Source organism: Paraburkholderia haematera (genome assembly GCF_905220975.1).
Taxonomy (GTDB): domain Bacteria; phylum Pseudomonadota; class Gammaproteobacteria; order Burkholderiales; family Burkholderiaceae; genus Paraburkholderia; species Paraburkholderia haematera.
The window spans coordinates 210,528-228,771 of the sequence record NZ_CAJNBK010000006.1 but is presented as its reverse complement, the minus strand read 5'-3'; the positions used below and the strand labels follow the sequence as shown (position 1 = coordinate 228,771).

The window sequence follows — 18,244 nt, the reverse complement described above, 5'->3', positions numbered from 1 at the left end:
TATATTCAACTGAAATGAAAGTCCTCGACCTCGATGCCGTGCGCGCCTTCGTGCTGGTCGCCGATCTGCACAGCTTCACGCGAGCCGCCGACGCGCTCGGCACCACGCAATCGGCTGTCAGCCTGAAGCTCAAGCGGCTGGAGGCGCACCTCGGCAAGCAGTTGATGGAACGCACGCCGCGCGTCGTGCGTCTTTCCGCGGACGGCAACGCGTTCCTTGGCGCGGCCCGCGATCTGCTGAATGCACATGAGCGAGCGCTGGGTGCCCTGTCGGTGGAGCGCCGGCGACTCACGCTGGGGCTAAGCGAGCATGTCGCGGGTACGAACTTGCCGCAGTTGCTTGCGCGGCTCAATGCGCACGATCCGGGTCTGGTGGTCGAACTGCATATGGGCACGTCGGCGGCGCTGCTCGCGCAATTCGACGAACGGCGCCTCGACGCGGTGATCGTTCGCTATGGCGCCGACGAGCCGGCGCGTGACGACGCGCAAGCGCTGTTCAGCGAGCCGCTTGGCTGGCTTGCTACGCCGGAATGGTTGCCGCGCGTCGGCGAGCCGTTGGCGTTGGCGCTGCTGAGTCCGCCGTGCAACGTGCGCGACGTCGCGCTGCACACGCTGAATCAGGCGGGGATTGCCTGGCAGGAAGTGTTCGTTGGCGGCGGCGTGGCGGCGGTCGGCGCAGCGGTCGCGGCCGGTCTCGCCGTGTCGCCGCTGGCGCGCAGAGTGGCGCCGCGAGGGTTGGTGGATGTCGGTGCCCGGCTGGGTCTGCCTCAACTGCCGGAATCGCGCGTAACGCTGCATTCGCGGGTGCGGGATAAACGGTCGATGGAGACGTTGCGGTTGGTGACGAATGGGTTGGCAAGCGCCTGAGGCATTCGGACGCTTCATCATAAAAACCCAGGCGGCTGCCCGCGAGAACGGCAAGAAAGGCGGCCGTCCGCGAAAGGCTGCTTGAGGTCTATCACCCCCAATCACGCGCCGCCCTGACCTGAGCCTAGTGGAGGATCGGCGGCAACGAACCGCTGCTGGCTGTAGCGGGATTGGCGGCCGCGGGACTCGTCGTTACATTTGCAGCCTTGGCAGGCGCGCTCGTATGGACAACAGCCGGCTTGGCCGCGCCGGTTTTCGCCGCCACCGTGACCACGTGGGGAGGTGCTGTATGACCCTGAACCAGGTTAGCGTGCATGATCCTGGCTTGACCCGGTTTCGCCTGGGCAATATGTGCCTGCGGCTTTTTACCTTGCACCACCACAACTGCCTTCGACTTAGGCTTGCCCGAACTCTTGACCACGCCGCCGTGGGTAGGCTTGCTTGCCGCAACTTTCTTCACGCTGCCATGCGCCGCCGGCCTGCCGCCGTTCTTTGACGCCGACGCGACCCGCTGCGTGCCATGCTGGGCATTCGCCGCATGCTTCGAACCCGCCTTCGCGCCAGCGGCAGACTTAACCTTGGGGGCACCCGCATTAGCACCCGTATTGGCACCCGTTTTCTTTACATGCTTCGCCGCATGCCCGCTCGACTCGGGCGGATTCCACACTTCCGCATAACCGGCAGCCATTGCCACACCAGACACACACCACACTGCAACTGCTGTTGCTACTGCTCGAACCCACATCTCCTGCTTCTCCTGATTTTCGGCTTCATAACGAGCCAGGATTATATTCTCTTGCAAAAATCCATTTATAGACTAATATAAACTTCAAGTACAGATAAGGACTCACCCGATCATGGCTCACGCTGCCCGCGCCACCCAGCCCGAACCGCCGATCCGCCGCCCGGTTTCGGAACCCACGCTCACGGAAATGTCGGCGGCGGGCCTGCGCGCCTTCTTCAACATCGCGCGAGACTGGGACTTGAGCGCCGAAGAGCAGATCGTGTTGCTTGGCTCGCCGGGCCGCTCCACCTACTTCAAATGGAAAGCCGCCCCGGCAACAGCCCGTCTCGGGCGCGACACGCTGGAACGCCTGTCGCTGCTGCTCGGCATCTACAAGGCGCTGCAAATCCTGCTGCCGCAACCCAGCGCCGCCGACACCTGGATCAAGCGCCCCAACAGCGCAGCGCCGTTCGGCGGCCGCCGCGCGCTAGACCGCATGCTGGCCGGCAATATTAGCGACCTCGTGGCCGTGCGCCAGTATCTCGACGCGATGCGAGGCGGCTGGGCGTGACACAACCGCATTGGCAGGACCGCTGGCGCAGCGCGCCGCTCGACTGGTCGCCCGCGTATCGCGTGATTCCGACGCGCTTTCCGGCCGTCAATCTGTTCGACCGGGTCGCATCGCCTGAAGATTTCGACGCCCTCTACGCGCTCGAAGCAATGACCAACGACCGCTTGCGCACCGAAGTCGGCGAACTCGATCTCGTGCCACGCGAAGAGCGCCGTTTCGGCCCGGGATACGGACCGATCATGGCGGCGTTGACGCACCTGAATCCGCTCGGCAGCCGCTTCTCGGACGGCACGTACGGCGTGTTCTATTGCGCCCGTTCGCGCGCAACCGCTATCGCCGAGACGCGCTATCACACAGGAAAATTTCTGGAAGCAACCGCCGAGCCGCCCATGCGGCAGCAGATGCGGCTTTACACCGTGGTGGCGCAAGGCAACGTGGTCGATATTCGCGGCGACGGTTCGCTCGATCTCGCGGTGCTGTCGCCCAACGACTATCTCGCCGGACAATCGCTCGGCCATGCCGTGCGCGAGGCTGGTGCGCCGGGCATTGTGTATCCGTCGGTGCGGGATGACGAAGGCGAGTGCCTCGCCGCGTTCAGAACCACGCTGCTGCACGACTGCCATCACGCCGCGTATCTGGAATACAACTGGAACGGCACGAGCATCGACATCGTGTTCGAGCTCAATCAGGTAGGCTAACAAGTAGAAACAATCAGGGCAGCGCGAGCGCCGCCGCCCCGCTCTCCCGCGCCGCCTCAACCGTAATCGACCAGCGCAGCAACGCGCGGGGCTCAACGATCGTCAGCTTGCCGCCAGGCCCGAACGCGCCGGTGTCGATGAAAATCTGCGAACCGATCTGCTGGATGTCACGCATCGGCGTATGGCCGCAATAGGTCAGCGAAAGGCCGCGCTGCCGCTGCGGATCGCCATTGCCCAAGGCCAGATCGCGCCCCCACAGCAACCGCTGGCGCGTTTCGTCGGAAAAATTGCCGGCGTCGAGCTCGGCGTCCGTGCCGAAGAATTCGGCGTGCAGAATATTGAAGCGCTCCTTGCCGCTGCCGACCACACGCACGAGCGGCAGCGTGCGCAGACGTTCGGCGTAGTCCTGCAAGCGTTCGTCGGACACATTCGCCGCCCATATGCCGCCGATTCCATACCACCATTGGCGCCGCAAGCGCCCGTCGACGACCGCGCACAAAGTGTCTTCGTGATTGCCGAGCACCGCGTGAAACCACGGCTTGTCGAGCAGGGTCAACGCCTCCTCGGAATGTTCGCCGCGGTCCACCAGATCGCCGACCGAAAAAAGCCGGTCGCGCGCAGGGTCGAACGCGACATCGCGCAGCAGATAGCGCAACGCATCGACACAGCCATGCAAATCGCCTACGACAAAGTCGCGGCCGCTCCGATTGGCCGGATGATGCTGGACGGAGTTAACGAGTACGGAAGCCATTCGCTCATGATAGTTCGGCATCCGCAAACGCGTATGCGCGTTGCCGATCTTTTCCGGGCGCTCCGCACCGACGGAATTACGTAGAAACAACGCAAAAACGGCATATCTCCAGCAGAAGTTACCGGGAAACGCCCCGTCGACACAGTCATTATTGCTGCGCGCGCAGCTTGGCGACCTGGTCCACCGTCACTGTAGACTGTGGATTGCCGAACTGTTTGGTCACGTAATTCGTGATAGCCGCCACCTGATCGTCGGTGAGCTGGGTGCCGAATGCGGGCATCAGCACGTCAGCCTGTTTTGTCGTACGACTCACGCCGTGCAGGATCACCATCGCCAGATTGTTGGCGTCGCTCGCACCAACCGCCGAGTTGTGGATCAGCGACGGATACGCGCCCGCCGCACTTGCGCCAACGCCCTGACCGGTCCAGTTATGGCACGTCGCGCAATTGGCGATGAACAGTTGCGCACCGTTCACCGAATTGATCGTGGTGCCGCGCATCGCAGTGACGTCGTCGACGGCGGGATTGCCCCACTGGTCGCGCGGACGCGATTCGCCGCCGTTGATCGGCGGCACCGAGCGCAGATACGTGACGATCGAGCCAACGTCCTCGTGCGTCAGATACTGCGTGCTGTCGGTTACCACCTCGGCCATTGGGCCCGCCGCGTTGGCGCGGCCCGGCGCTGCGCCGGTCGACACGCCGGTCGACACGCCGGTCGACAGATACGCGGCCAGTTCGTCGTCGCTCCAGTTGCCCACGCCGCTGTTCTTGTCCGGCGTGATGTTGTACGCATGCCAGCCGGCCTGTACCGCGCCGGAGAAGCGCGAACTTGTCTTCAAGCCCTGCATGAAATTGCGCGGCGTATGACACTCCTCGCAATGCGCGAGACCTACCACCAGATACGCGCCACGATTCCACTCGGCGCTTTGCTTCGGGTCGGGGACGAAACGGCCTTCGTCGAAATTGAACAGATTCCAGAACACCATCAGCCAGCGCAGGTTGAAGGGGAATTTCAGGGTATTGCTCGGCGGTGCGTAGTGGATCGGCGTCAGCGTGTTCAGATACGCGCGAATGGCGAGCACGTCCTGATCGGTGACCTTGGTGTATTCCGCATAGGGGAAGGCCGGATACAGCCGCTCGCCGCTCTTGCCGATGCCTTCATGCATCGCGCGCAGAAAATCGGCGTCGCTCCATTTGCCGATGCCGGTGTCTGGATCGGGCGTGATGTTCGGCGTCACGATCGTGCCGAACGGCGTGTTGATCGGCAGGCCGCCCGCGAACGGGCGTGTCTTGTCGGCCGTGTGGCAGGCAACACAATCGCCGGCGCGCGCGAGGTATTCACCGCGTTTCACGAGTTCGCTGCCGGCTACCGCCGTTGGCGTGGCCGCCGCATTGGCCGCTGTATCGGCCGATTGCGAGGCGTCGTCCGCGCGGGCCTGCGTGATCGGCAGCTCGTCGTTATGCCGCGCAGTCGGCCCATGCGCTTCGTGCCAGGCGACATACAGCGCAAACAGCGAAAAGACGGCCGCCAGCGCGGTCACCCGGAGGCGACGACGAGGCGCGCCCTGGACCGGCGCATCGGCCGGCTGCACGCGAGAGGTTTTCTTCGTCATTGTGGCTCTCCGTTCAGGCTCAGATTTCACGCTTGAGCTTGTCCGCCAGTTTCAGCGACAAGGCCGCGATCGTCAGCGTGCAATTCACGGAGGCCGCAGTCGGCATCACACCGCTGCTGGCGATGAACAGATTCGAGTGATCGTGCGTGCGGCAGTCCGCGTCGACGACCGAATCTCCAGGATCGCTGCCCATGATCGTGGTACCCATGATGTGATTGTTCGGCGCGAACGTATCGTCGAACGAGACCTCGGCGCCGCCGAACAGCGCGGCGATCTGCGCATACACTTCATGCGTGTTGGCCGCGCTCTTCTTCACGTAGTCGTTGATCGAGTAGTAGATCTCGGGCTGCGGAATGCCGAGCGCATCCTTGTGATCCGCCGAGGGCACCACACGGTTCTGCGGCTCCGCGAGATGCTCGTGAAAGCTGTTGATGTTCAGCGTGCGTGCCGCGCGATCGCGAATCTGGCGGTCGAGCTCGGCGCCGGTGAGGCCTTTTTTCAGCAGATCGGCGGTCACGCCCATGGTCGGCACGCCGTTCGAAAGATGCAGCTTTTTCGCGGCGTAATCGGAGCGGAACGCGCCGTCGCGGAAGTTGACGATCGAGGTCATTTCCATGGGCCCGCGTCCGGGCCACAGCGGCTCATTGGCGAGGAAGGTGACGCCCGTGCCCGGATGGTCCATCAGGTTGCGGCCCACCTGGTCGGAGCTATTGCCGATGCCGTGCGGGAATTTGTCGGAGCTCGACATCAGCATCAGCTTCGGCGTTTCGATACCGTTCGCGGCGAGCACGAACAGCTTGCCGGTCACGCGCGTGCTGTTGCCGTTCGGGTCCTTGTAGTGGACTGCCGTGATAAGCCCTTTGTTGTCCGCTTCGACGCGGTACACGACCGCTTCGGGAATCAGCTTCGCGCCGGCCTGCTCGGCCTTCTCCGCATGCACCACGCCGTTGTACATCGCGGCGATCGGACAGATCGGCATGCAGTTGTTGTTGCCGCAGCAGGTGGGCCGCGCATCGTACGGACGGCTGTTACGCGCGACCGGCTCGGGCACCACCTTGAAGCCCTGTGCGTTGAGCACGTCGCTAAAGCGCTGATCCATGTACGACAGCGGCAACGCGCTCATCGGATAAGGCTTGGAGCGCGGCGAACCGAGATCGACCGTGCTGTCCGGCCCGGAAACGCCCAGTTGCGTTTCAGCCGCCAGATACCACGGCTCCAGCGTTTCATACGGATAAGGCCAATCGCGTCCCACGCCATACAGCTTGTGCAACTGGAAGTCGGACGGCAACAGCCGCCACGCAGCGGCCGCCCAGTGCCACGTCGTGCCGCCGACCAGCCGCACATACTGCGAGTTGTACGGATAGTCACCCTTCTGGATCAGGTAATTGTTGGCGGGCGCGTACTCGGGATGCGGCGCGTACGCCGTGGAGGGATACGGCGTCGCGAAGTCGGACTTGACCGGCGAGTTGCGAAAGTTCTCGACGATCTGCCAGCGTGGAATGCGCGGCCCGGCCTCGAGCAGAATCACCGACGCGCCGGCCAGCGCCATCTGATGTGCAACCAGCCCACCTGCCACGCCCGACCCGACCACGACGATGTCGGCGGAATTTGAGTTTGCCATTGTTGCCCTCTGCTGGCTTATCGTTGCTTGCTGGGCACGCGTGCCGGTGTTTCGTCGAACGGCTCAATCAGGCGATATGACGGTACGGCACGCGCGCGAGGAACGTCGTTCAGGCGCTTACCGGTTTCTGCGTCCAATAGAACGGCACGTCGCGGCAATAGGACGGAATCGTCAGCACGTCCTTGACCGGCTCGAACATCAGCGCTTTTTCATAAGCGACCACGTCCACATGCGGCATGTCGCCCACGAGACCGAGATACCACGCGCGCATGATCGCGCCGACGGACTTGGCGAGCGCCGGCTGATCGGCCTGTAATGCCTGCGTGACCGTATCGGACGGCACACCGCCATGACCTTGCAACCACGTGTTGAGCGCGGCGACGTTCTGCGAGAACTGGCTGTCGGATTTGGCGAGGGCATCGTAGACACGTTTGCCGAGCACGGTGTCGAAGCCCGTGCGACCGGTCAGACGTTGCGAGAGCGCGAGGAAGGCATCGAGTCCGCCGCCGGCGGGCGCATCGGCGAACGCCGGAGCGATCCACGAGAGCGAGCGGCCCGCGCCGGCAAATGCCAGCGCGGCGGCGGTGGCGCATGCGCCGAGCACCCATGCTCTGCGCGGGGCCGAGAACGAAAACGAACGCGAAGCTTGAAGCGAAAGGGGCTGCGAAGACGACATTGACGACGAAAGCCCGGCCGGGTGCGTCACTTCGTGGTGCGCGTCATTGTTCTCAGGAACATCTGTCATGGGGACTCCAGATGGTGAGTCGATCGTGAGTCATTCTCAACGGGTAACACGGCCGCGGCCGCGATACCGCTCGCGCGTTACATTGCGCATTACGTCGATTGCTCTACCCCAAACCTGGTCTGGCGCCGCTTGAGCGGTCTTGTGTGGCTGCATGATTCCGATGCAAGCCGCATTACGTTGTGCTGATGACAGCCTTGTGAAACAGCGTCTGCGTGCCGCCTGCCAATCGCCTTTCAACTGAAAGCGGCGCGCAAGGCCGTTGCGAAAGACTATAGCCTGTGATTCCCCCATTCGACAAATGGCGCCCGATGCGCGAGTAGAATCCGCGACACAGACGGCCCTCCACTCCAGATCTCATGCTCACAAAATATTATCCGCAGGTTCTTCGCAATCGACCACGCATGCTGATCGGCCTCGCCATCGGTCTCGTGGCCGCGCTGGTGCTCCCCGAACACATGCGCCCCATGGTGCGTGTTCTGGCCGGCTGGGATGCCGCGGTGTGGAGCTATCTCGTGCTGATCTGGATACACATGGCCGCCGCCGACGAAGGCCATGTCCGCGAATTCGCGCGGCGCGACGATGAAAACGCGGGCGTGGTGCTGGTCGTGATCTGCATCGCGACGATCGCCAGTATTGCCGCGATCGTGCTCGAACTGGCCTCGGCGAAGGGCACAGCCGGCGCCTCGACCGCATGGCACTACCTGTTGACCGGCCTCACGATGTTCGGCGCATGGTTCATGATCCCGACCATTTTCACGTCGCACTACGCACGCCTTTACTACGACGCAGATGCAACGGAGACCGCCCTGCTGTTTCCCGACCACAAGCTGCAGCCGAACTACTGGGACTTCCTGTACTTCTCGTTCACCATTGCGGTGGCCTCACAAACCTCAGACGTGGTGCTGCGCTCGCGGTCGATTCGCCGCGCGGCGCTCGCGCAGTCGATCCTGTCGTTCTACTTCAATGTCGCCGTGCTCGGCTTGTGCGTGAACATCGCAGCGGGCTTGCTCGGCTCTTGACCTCGTCAAGCCAGCCACGTCGTTTTTTTGCGGTAGCCCCTCCGCCCTTTCTGCGCCCCGTGTAAAAGCCGGACGACGCCCGCCCGTTTTACACGCGGGCCGTCCGCGCTCACGGGCAACTCCGCCTTCGGCGTCCCGCCGCCCTTCCTCCCTCAGCCCTTCCCGCAGGGCGCTCTTCCCCCTCCTCATCGCTTCAATCCAAAGCGCACTGGCACAACTGGCACAACGTTTGCTGCGTCCTGCGAATAGTGCTGGCCGGCCTCGTGCCATCGACGTCTGGCGTCAAAGCACCCTCAACTGGCCAGCGGCGTGACGATCTTTGCACTACATTGACCAGTACGCGCCCTGGCTTCACGCGTCGCGCGGTATCCGGCTCTGGAAGCCCAATGAGCGCTGTGATCGCATGTCCATTGCATCCACACCGCAGCAGGACGAATCTGGAAACGACCGATGGAATCTCCAAACGGGTACGCGCCACGGATTTATTTTTTTCATTCACTTCTCGTCGGGCCGCTCAATGCATGGCCTGCGCAGTTCGCTCATGCAGCCGGACTGGGCTTCGATCACGCACTGATCGGCGGCGTCTTCGAGCCTGGCCGGGCGGGTCACGGGCAGGTGGTCGGCAACCATGGCCGGCTGCATCCGGTGTTCGAGACTCCGCAACCGGCCACGGAGGCGATCCGCTCGCTGGCACAGGCCGCCCGTCAGAGCGGCCTGACCTTGCTGGTCGATCTGGTGATCGACCGGATGGCCGCCGATGGCGCGTTGTACGCCGATCATACCGGCTGGTTCCACTCATTCGAGTCTGACGAGGCGCGGCTCGATCCACGCCATGTGCATCACGAAGACAACGTCGCGTATGCCAACTTCAACGACGCAGGCAGCCGCGCGGCGCTGGTCGGCTGGTGGACACAGCAACTGCTGGCACTGGCCGGCGCGGGGGTCGGCGGCTTCCGGTTCGATTCGCCGCATCGCGTGCCGGCCGCCGTTTGGCGGCAACTCGGCGACGCGGTTCGCGCAAAGCATCCCGATGTGCGCTTCCTCGCCGCCACGCCGGGTCTCGCCCGTGGCGATCTGCTCAGCCTCGACGGCGCGGGCTTCGACAGCGTGTTCTCGTCGGTGCGCTGGTGGGACTTCCGCGCCAGCTGGATGGTGGAAGAGCATGCCGCGCTCGCTCGTATCGCCCCCCCTATCGCCTTTCCCGAAGCGCCTTACGGCACCCGCCTCGCCGCCGATCTCAGCGATGCGCACGACGCCGCCATCGTCGAGCGGGCCTACCGGCGCGCGCTGCTCGCATCGGCGTCGACCGGTACCGGCTGGATGATGCCGATGGGCTTCGAGTACGGCATCGCCGAGCCGATGTCACAGACACGCGGCGATGCGGCGCAGTTCGCCCGCGCCTGCCAGGCGAAACCCTTCGATCTCTCGGAACGGATCAGCCATGCGAACGAGATGGTGCGCAATACGACCACGCTGCACGCCAACGGCGAATTGCGCCCGCTAAGCGGGCCCGGCGCGCCCGCTGCGGTGTTGCTGCGCGCCGACACGCCCGATCTGCGCGACGCCGGCGAAGCCATCCTGATCGCCATCAATCCAGAACTGGGCGCGCCTGTGCGCGTCGATCCGGCCCGCTTCCTCGCAGGCGTGCCGGGCAATGTCACGCGTTTCGTCCCGCTCGACGCGCCCGGGCATGCCACGCCCGCCGGGTTGACGCCCTTCACCCTCGCCCCCGGCGCGGTCCGTTGGTTCCGCGGGGTTGCCGATCAACCGATCCGTCTCGCGCCGCCGATCGACAAGGCGAACAGCAAGCACAGCGGCCACAAGACCGTGCTCGAAGCGATCGCCGCGCCGCGCGTGGCGATCGAGAGCGTGACACCCTCGGTCGACAATGGACGCTTCCCCGCCAAGCGCACGGTGGGCGAGCACGCCGAAATCACCGCAGCGATCTTCGCGGAAGGCCACGACAAGATCGCCGCCGCCATTGTCTGGCGCGCCGCGGACGAAACCGCCTGGCACGAAGTCCCGATGAGCCCGGCCCCGCCGGCCGGCCTCGATATCTGGAGAGCGCGCATTCCGCTGGAGCGCCTCGGCCGTCACGAATTCACGGTCATTGCATGGCGCGACGACTTTGCGTCGCTGGTCGAGCATATCGAGAAGAAGCTGAAAGCAGGCCAAACCGTCGAACTCGAACTCGACGAAGCCGCGCATCTATTCGCTTTGGTGCTCGCCGAAGTGGAAACCGCCGAGGGCTCGGAAGGTACGGTGACGAAGTCGCTCGAAGACATCGTCAAACGCTTCACCAAGGCCGACGCCGGAACGAAGCTCGCGCTGCTGCTCGAACCGGCCACCGCGGAGGCGATGCGCGCCGCGCGCCATCGCCCGTTCCTGAGCCGCGATCCGATCGTCTACAAAATCGACGCCGAACGGACCGCCGCGCGTTTTGCCAGCTGGTACGAGATCTTCCCGCGTTCGATGAGCGACGACGAATCGCGTCACGGCACCTTCGCCGACGTCGTCACGAAACTGCCACGCATCCGCGACATGGGTTTCGACGTGCTGTACTTCCCGCCGATCCACCCGATCGGCCTAGCGAACCGCAAAGGCCGCAACAACACGCTGAACGCGCAGCCGGGAGATGTCGGCAGCCCCTATGCGATCGGCGCAGCCGAAGGCGGCCACACGGCCGTGCATCCCGAACTCGGCACGCTCGACGACTTCAGGCAGATGCTGGCCGCCGCCCACGCGCACGGCCTCGAAATCGCGCTCGACTTCGCGATCCAGTGCTCGCCGGATCACCCGTGGCTGAAGGACCATCCGACGTGGTTCGCCTGGCGTCCGGACGGCACGCTGCGTTACGCGGAAAATCCACCGAAGAAGTATCAGGACATCGTCAATCCCGACTTCTATGCGCACGACGCCAAGCCCGCTTTGTGGCTCGCGCTGCGCGACGTCTTCCTGTTCTGGATCGAAGCCGGCGTGCATATTTTCCGGGTGGACAATCCGCACACCAAGCCGCTGCCGTTCTGGGAATGGGTCATCGACGACGTGCGCTCGCGCTACCCCGACACGATCTTCCTGGCCGAAGCCTTCACGCGGCCGCGCATGATGAACCGCCTCGGCAAGATCGGGTTCTCACAGTCGTACACGTATTTCACGTGGCGCGAGTCCAAGCGCGATTTCATCGAGTACATGACCGAACTCACGCAAACCGGCGCGCGTGATTTCTACCGGCCGAACTTCTTCGTCAATACGCCGGACATCAACCCGCGGCATTTGCAGTCATCGGGGCGTTCGGGGTTTCTGATTCGAGCGGCGCTCGCCTCCACGCTCGCCGGTTTATGGGGCGTGTATAGCGGTTTCGAATTGTGCGAGGCCGCCGCGTTGCCGAACAGCGAGGAATATCTCGACTCCGAAAAGTATCAACTGCGCGCGTGGGACTGGAACCGGCCAGGCAATATCGTGGGCGAGATCAGTGCATTGAACCGGATTCGCCGCGCCAACCCGGCCTTGCAAACGCATCTTGGCCTCACGTTCCTCACCGCGCACAACGACAACATCCTGTTCTTCGAAAAAGCGACCGACGCTCGCGACAACGTCATCCTGGTGGCGATCAATCTCGACCCGTTCAACGAACAGGGCGCGGACATCGAATTGTCGTGGGACACTTTCAGACGATGGAATCTGCACGACCATGGCGCGCTGGAAGTGACCGATCAGATGACCGGTGCGCGTTTCGAGTGGCACGGCCGCTGGCAGCACGTCCGGCTCGGTTCGGGGCAGCCGTTTTCGATCTGGCGGATCGCGCCGCTCGGCGGCCTGCCCGCCGACCGCCCGGACGATGCCGACAGCGACTATCACGCAGACCACGCCGGCAACCCAATCTTCACTGAAGCGGAAGGTGCGACATGAAGCGTGACGATCCAGCCCAAACCACGTCGCAGGCCCATACGGGCGCAGCCGCCGGTAGCGCCGTCAAAGCGCGCTCGCATCGGCGCGGCAAGCCCGCCGCCTTGAGCGACGATCCGCTCTGGTACAAAGACGCGATCATTTATCAGGTGCACATCAAGTCGTTCTTCGACGCGAACAACGACGGTGTGGGCGATTTCCCCGGCTTGATCGCGAAGCTCGATTACATCGCCGAGCTTGGCGTGAATGCGATCTGGCTGCTGCCGTTCTATCCCTCGCCGCGTCGCGACGACGGCTACGACATCGCCGACTATCGCAATGTGCATCCGGACTACGGCCAGCTTGCCGACGTGAAGCGCTTCATTCAGGAAGCGCACGCACGCGGTATTCGCGTGATTACGGAGCTGGTGATCAACCACACGTCGGATCAGCACCCGTGGTTTCAGCGCGCCCGCCGCGCGAAGCCGGGGTCGAATCATCGCAACTACTACGTGTGGTCCGATACCGATCAGAAGTACCAGGAAACGCGGATCATCTTCATCGATTCGGAGCCGTCGAACTGGACACATGATCCGGTCGCGGGCGCCTATTTCTGGCACCGCTTCTATTCGCATCAGCCCGATCTGAACTTCGACAATCCGGCCGTGCTGAAGGAAGTGCTGCAGGTGATGCGCTTCTGGCTCGACATGGGTATCGACGGGCTGCGGCTCGACGCGGTGCCGTACCTGGTCGAACGCGAAGGCACCAACAACGAGAACCTGCCCGAAACACACGCAGTACTGAAGAAGATCCGCGCGACCATCGACGCCGAGTATCCGAACCGCATGCTGCTCGCCGAGGCGAACCAGTGGCCGGAAGACGTGAAGGAATACTTCGGCGACGAAGACGAATGCCACATGGCGTTCCACTTCCCGCTGATGCCGCGCATCTATATGTCGATTGCGAGCGAAGACCGCTTCCCGATCACCGACATCATGCGGCAAACACCGGACCTCGCGGAAACCAACCAGTGGGCGATTTTCCTGCGCAATCACGACGAGCTGACGCTCGAAATGGTGACGGATTCCGAGCGCGATTATCTATGGAACACGTATGCGAGCGATCGCCGCGCGCGCCTGAACCTCGGCATTCGCCGCCGCCTTGCCCCGCTGATGGAGCGCGACCGCCGCCGCATCGAGCTAATCAATTCGCTGCTGCTCTCGATGCCCGGCACGCCCGTGATCTATTACGGCGACGAGCTCGGCATGGGCGACAACATCCACCTCGGCGACCGTGACGGCGTACGCACGCCGATGCAATGGTCGTCGGACCGCAACGGTGGTTTCTCGCGCGCCGATCCGGAACAACTGGTGCTGCCACCGGTGATGGGTTCGTTGTATGGCTTCGACGCCGTCAATGTCGAAGCGCAAAGCCGCGACCCGCATTCGCTGTTGAACTGGACCCGGCGCATGCTCTCCACGCGCCGCGCGAAACAAACGTTCGGACGCGGCACCATCCGTTTCCTGAAGCCGGAAAATCGCAAGATTCTCGCGTATCTGCGCGAAATCCCGGACGAACCGCCGATCCTGTGCGTGGCGAATCTGTCGCGCGCGCCGCAAGCGGTCGAGCTCGATCTCTCCGAGTTCAACGGCTCGGTGCCGGTTGAAATGACCGCGGATTCCGTGTTCCCCGCGATCGGTCAACTCACCTATCTGCTGACCTTCCCGCCGTACGGTTTCCTGTGGTTCATGCTGTGCTCGGGCGACCAGCGTCCGACATGGGCGCAGGCGCATTCCGAACCGCTGCCCGAATTCGTCACGATCGTGATCCGCGAGGGTCAGGTCGGCCCGACGCCGGAAAACGTCCGCCTACTTGAATCCGAAGTGCTGCCTTCCTGGCTAAGCCGGCGCCGCTGGTTTGCATCGAAGGATCAGAAGATGCATGCCGTGCGCCTCGCCGCGCTGACCACGATCCCGAACGGCGGCTTCGCATTTACCGAAATCGAAGCAGACGTCGGCAATCACACCGAACGCTACGTGGTGCCGATCGCCATCACATGGGGTGGCGAAACCACCACGCCGCTGTTCCTTCAGCTGGCGCTGGCACGCGTTCGCCGCGGCCGCAACGTCGGCCACCTGACCGACGCGTTCGCCCTGCCGATCTTCGCGCATGGCGTACTGCGCAAGCTGCGTGAACGCGCTGTTATTCCGACCGTGCAGAAGAGTGAAATCAGGTTCATACCCACCGAGCGTTTCTCCGAACTCGACCATCTCGACGAGCGGCCCGAGATACGCTGGCTGGCGGCCGAGCAAAGCAACAGCTCGCTGATCATTGCCGACGCCGCCGTGCTAAAACTGGTACGGCGTCTGGTGAGCGGCATTCATCCGGAAGCGGAAATCAGCCGCTATTTGACCCAGCTCGGCTACGCGAATACCGCGCCGCTGTATGGTGAAGTGGTGCGCGTCGATCCCGAAGGCGTGCCGCACACACTCGCGATCCTGCAAGGCTATATCGACAATCAGGGCGACGCCTGGAACTGGTCGCTCGACTACCTGCGCCGCTCGGTGGACGAACTCGCTATCGCCGTCGACACGGACGGGCAATCACCGGACCGCGACAACGAGGCGATTCTCATGGAAGGCTACAGTACGCTCGCCGGCATCATCGGCAAGCGGCTGGGTGAATTGCACGTGGTGCTCGCGTCGCCTTCCGACGACCCGGCGTTCGCGCCGGAACCCGCCAGCGCCGAACAGGTGAAGGCGTGGGTCGACGGTACGCAATCCATGCTCGCCAGCGCGCTCGATCTGCTCGCGCCGCGCATCGAGCAGATGAGCGACCCGGACACCAAGGCATTGGCGCAAAGTCTGATCGACCGCCGTGCGGCGCTTGTTCAAGCCGTCGACAAACTGGTTGCGGGCAATGCGGGTGCGTTGCGCTCGCGCATTCACGGCGACTTCCATCTGGGCCAGGTGCTGGTCGCGCAAGGCGACGCGTATCTGATCGACTTCGAAGGCGAGCCGGCGCGTACGTTAGAGGAACGGCGCCAGAAGTCGAGCCCGTTGCGCGACGTGGCCGGTTTGATGCGCTCGCTGTCGTATGCGAGCGCCGCGGCGCAGTCCACCATGGAGAGCGCACCGCAGCAAACCGCCGATCGCAAGCGCATCCTCTTCGAGCGTTTCCGCGCACACGCCACCGAAACGTTCCTGGCGGAATACCGTGCGGCCATCGCAGATTCGCCCGTGCCGCTGGTGGCGCCCGAGGCCGAACAGGCCTTGCTCGATCTGTTTCTGATCGAGAAAGCCGCGTACGAAATCCGTTACGAAGCGGCCAATCGTCCGACGTGGCTCAGTTTGCCGGTACGCGGCCTTGCCGCGCTCACCAGCCGGTTGCTCGGCGACACCGGCAGCCCGCAGCACGATCCATCCACTGAGGCGCGCGACGCCTCCGCATCGCCTAACCCGGCCGAGGGCGACTATGAGTGAGCATGATCCGGCCGCCGGCCTCCAACCGCTCGATATCGACGCGCTCGTTGAAGCGCGACACCCCGATCCTTTCTCGCAACTCGGCATGCATCAGACGGATACCGGTCCGGTGGTCCGCGCGCTGTTGCCCAACGCCTCACACGTCACCGCGATTTCCCGCGCGGATGGCTCCACACTCGGCGAGCTCGAGCAACTCAGGCCGGGGCTGTTCGCCGGTCGTGTCACCATGGCCGCGCCCTATCGCCTGCGCATCGACTGGCACGGCACCGTGCAGGAAATCGAGGACACGTATTCGTTCGGCCCCGTTCTCGGCGACGAGCCGTTGAGTCGTCTCGCCGGCGGCGACCCGTACGCGGTGCTCGAGTGCCTTGGCTCACGCCCGATGGAAATAGCCGGCGTGCCAGGCGTGCGCTTTGCCGTATGGGCGCCGAATGCGCGGCGCGTGTCGGTGGTAGGCGACTTCAATTCGTGGGATGGCCGCCGCCATCCGATGCGGCTGCGTCATCAGGCCGGTGTATGGGAATTGTTCGTGCCGCGCGTGGGGCACGGCACGCGCTACAAGTACGAATTGCTCTCGCGCGACGGCCATCCGCTGCCGCTAAAGGCCGATCCATGCGCGATGCAAACGGAAAGGCCGCCGGGCACCGCTTCGGTGGTCGCGCATGTCGACGAGATCGAACAGTTTGAATGGACCGATCACGACTGGATTCAGTCGCGCGCCGCCAGACAAACCCCGCGCGTGCCGATCTCGATCTACGAAGTGCATGCCGAATCATGGCTGCGTGTCGCTGAAGAGGGTCAGCGCGGCCTCACCTGGGAAGAGCTCGCCGAGCGGCTGATTCCTTACGTGAAAAGCATGGGCTTCACGCATGTGGAATTCATGCCGATTGCCGAGCATCCGTTCGGCGGTTCATGGGGCTATCAGCCGCTCGGACAGTTCGCGCCGTCCGCGCGCTTCGGCAAGCCCGAGCAGTTCGCCAGGTTCGTCGACAAGGCGCACGAGGCCGGCCTCGGCGTGATTCTCGATTGGGTGCCGGCGCACTTTCCGAACGACGCGCATGGCCTCGTCGACTTCGACGGCACGCCGCTCTACGAGCACGCCGATCCGCGCGAAGGCTATCACCAGGACTGGAACACGATGATCTACAACCTCGGCCGCAACGAGGTGAGCGCGTTCCTGGTGGCTTCGGGTCTGGCCTGGTTGAAGCGCTATCACGTCGACGGCCTGCGGGTGGATGCGGTCGCCTCGATGCTGTATCGCGACTATTCGCGCGAGCCCGGTGAGTGGGTGCCGAATATCTACGGCGGGCGCGAAAACCTCGAATCGATCGCGTTCCTGAAACGGCTGAATCATGAAGTCGGCTATGTGCCGGGCGTGCCGGGCGCGATCACGATCGCCGAAGAATCGACCGCGTGGCCAGGCGTGACGGCGCACGTCGAAGACGGCGGCCTCGGCTTCCAGTTCAAATGGAACATGGGCTGGATGCACGACACACTGCACTACATGGAAGAGGACCCTATCCACCGCCAATACCATCACCACATGATGACGTTCGGGATGGTGTACGCGTATTCCGAGCGCTTCGTGCTGCCGCTCTCGCACGACGAGGTGGTGCACGGCAAAGGCTCGCTGCTCGGCAAGATGCCCGGCGACCGCTGGCAGAAGTTCGCCAATCTGCGCGCGTACTTCGGTTTCATGTGGACGCATCCGGGCAAGAAGCTGCTGTTCATGGGCGGCGAATTCGGCCAGATGGCCGAGTTCGATCACGACACGTCGCCGCACTGGCATCTGCTCGATGATCCGGACCATCACGGCGTGCAGAAGCTCGTGCGCGACCTGAACCGCCTGTACAACGAGGAGCCCGCGCTCCATCGGCTCGACAGCGAGCCGGGCGGCTTCCAATGGCTGATCGGCGACGACAGCGGCAACAGCGTGTACGCCTACCGCCGCGCCGATGGCGAAGGCCGCGAGCTCGTCGTCGTATGCAATATGACGCCGGTGCCGCGAGTCGGATACCGGATCGGCATGCCGCGTGGCGGCCGCTGGGTGGAGGTGCTGAATACGGATGCCAGCGTGTACGGCGGCTCGAACATGGGCAACGGCGGGCTGATCCATACCGACGCGATCGCGAGCCACGGCTGGCCGCATTCCGCGGCGCTGACGCTGCCGCCCTTGGCAACGATTGTTTTGCGCGCGGATTGATGGATGTGTTGTAAGGCGAGCGCGCGCTCGCCGCATGACGTCCCACGATAGCGTTCATAAAACAGAA

Annotated in this window: 12 protein-coding genes; 7 read left to right on the top strand and 5 right to left on the bottom strand. The window is 63.8% G+C overall.

Going from position 1 to position 18,244, the window contains the following annotated elements; genetic code table 11:
- Positions 1–14 precede the first annotated feature (14 nt).
- The gene (locus KHO23_RS14125; RefSeq protein ID WP_211611848.1) at positions 15–866 is read left to right on the top strand and encodes a LysR family transcriptional regulator; all 852 of its coding nucleotides are present in this window, start codon (positions 15–17) and stop codon (positions 864–866) included.
- A gap of 124 nt (positions 867–990) precedes the next feature.
- On the opposite strand, the gene KHO23_RS14120 is transcribed toward KHO23_RS14125, so the two are convergent.
- On the bottom strand, positions 991–1,554 hold the full coding sequence (locus KHO23_RS14120; RefSeq protein WP_236066839.1) for a hypothetical protein: 564 nt from the start codon (positions 1,552–1,554) through the stop codon (positions 991–993).
- 169 nt (positions 1,555–1,723) lie between these two features.
- On the opposite strand from KHO23_RS14120, the gene KHO23_RS14115 reads away from it, so the two are divergent.
- Entirely contained in the window at positions 1,724–2,161 is a 438-nt protein-coding gene (locus tag KHO23_RS14115; protein ID WP_328821975.1) for an MbcA/ParS/Xre antitoxin family protein, read from the top strand.
- Positions 2,158–2,859 (top strand): RES family NAD+ phosphorylase, encoded by a 702-nt coding sequence (locus KHO23_RS14110; protein ID WP_211611846.1) that lies wholly within the window; start codon positions 2,158–2,160, stop codon positions 2,857–2,859. Before KHO23_RS14115 ends, KHO23_RS14110 begins: the two co-directional genes overlap by 4 nt.
- Before the next feature lie 13 nt (positions 2,860–2,872).
- Here the strand turns inward: KHO23_RS14110 and KHO23_RS14105 are convergent, their stop codons facing one another.
- The 4 genes from KHO23_RS14105 to KHO23_RS14090 form a co-directional block, all read right to left on the bottom strand.
- Positions 2,873–3,610 carry a metallophosphoesterase gene (locus tag KHO23_RS14105; protein WP_211611845.1) on the bottom strand — a complete coding sequence of 246 codons (738 nt, stop codon included), beginning with the start codon at positions 3,608–3,610 and terminating at the stop codon, positions 2,873–2,875.
- Positions 3,611–3,758: 148 nt separating this feature from the next.
- Positions 3,759–5,222, bottom strand: a complete 1,464-nt coding sequence (locus KHO23_RS14100) for a cytochrome c (protein WP_211611844.1) — start codon at positions 5,220–5,222, stop codon at positions 3,759–3,761.
- A 19-nt stretch (positions 5,223–5,241) separates the two neighbouring features.
- Positions 5,242–6,843, bottom strand: coding sequence for a GMC family oxidoreductase (locus tag KHO23_RS14095; protein WP_211611843.1), 1,602 nt, complete (start codon positions 6,841–6,843; stop codon positions 5,242–5,244).
- Between the two features lie 109 nt (positions 6,844–6,952).
- The gene (locus tag KHO23_RS14090) at positions 6,953–7,588 is read right to left on the bottom strand and encodes a sugar dehydrogenase complex small subunit (RefSeq protein ID WP_211611842.1); all 636 of its coding nucleotides are present in this window, start codon (positions 7,586–7,588) and stop codon (positions 6,953–6,955) included.
- Between the two features lie 356 nt (positions 7,589–7,944).
- Here KHO23_RS14090 and KHO23_RS14085 point away from each other — a divergent pair, with 356 nt between their 5' ends.
- From KHO23_RS14085 to glgB, 4 genes are all read left to right on the top strand, one after another.
- Positions 7,945–8,607 (top strand): DUF1345 domain-containing protein, encoded by a 663-nt coding sequence (locus KHO23_RS14085; protein ID WP_211611841.1) that lies wholly within the window; start codon positions 7,945–7,947, stop codon positions 8,605–8,607.
- A gap of 450 nt (positions 8,608–9,057) precedes the next feature.
- Complete coding sequence (locus tag KHO23_RS14080) at positions 9,058–12,516, top strand: maltotransferase domain-containing protein (protein WP_211611840.1); 3,459 nt, start codon at positions 9,058–9,060, stop codon at positions 12,514–12,516.
- Positions 12,513–15,974 (top strand): maltose alpha-D-glucosyltransferase, encoded by a 3,462-nt coding sequence (treS, locus tag KHO23_RS14075; RefSeq protein WP_211611839.1) that lies wholly within the window; start codon positions 12,513–12,515, stop codon positions 15,972–15,974. The genes KHO23_RS14080 and treS overlap by 4 nt, the downstream gene beginning before the upstream one ends.
- A complete protein-coding gene (glgB, locus tag KHO23_RS14070) occupies positions 15,967–18,177 on the top strand; it encodes a 1,4-alpha-glucan branching protein GlgB (RefSeq protein ID WP_211611838.1) in 2,211 nt (736 codons plus the stop codon). Before treS ends, glgB begins: the two co-directional genes overlap by 8 nt.
- The last annotated feature ends 67 nt before the right edge of the window (positions 18,178–18,244 follow it).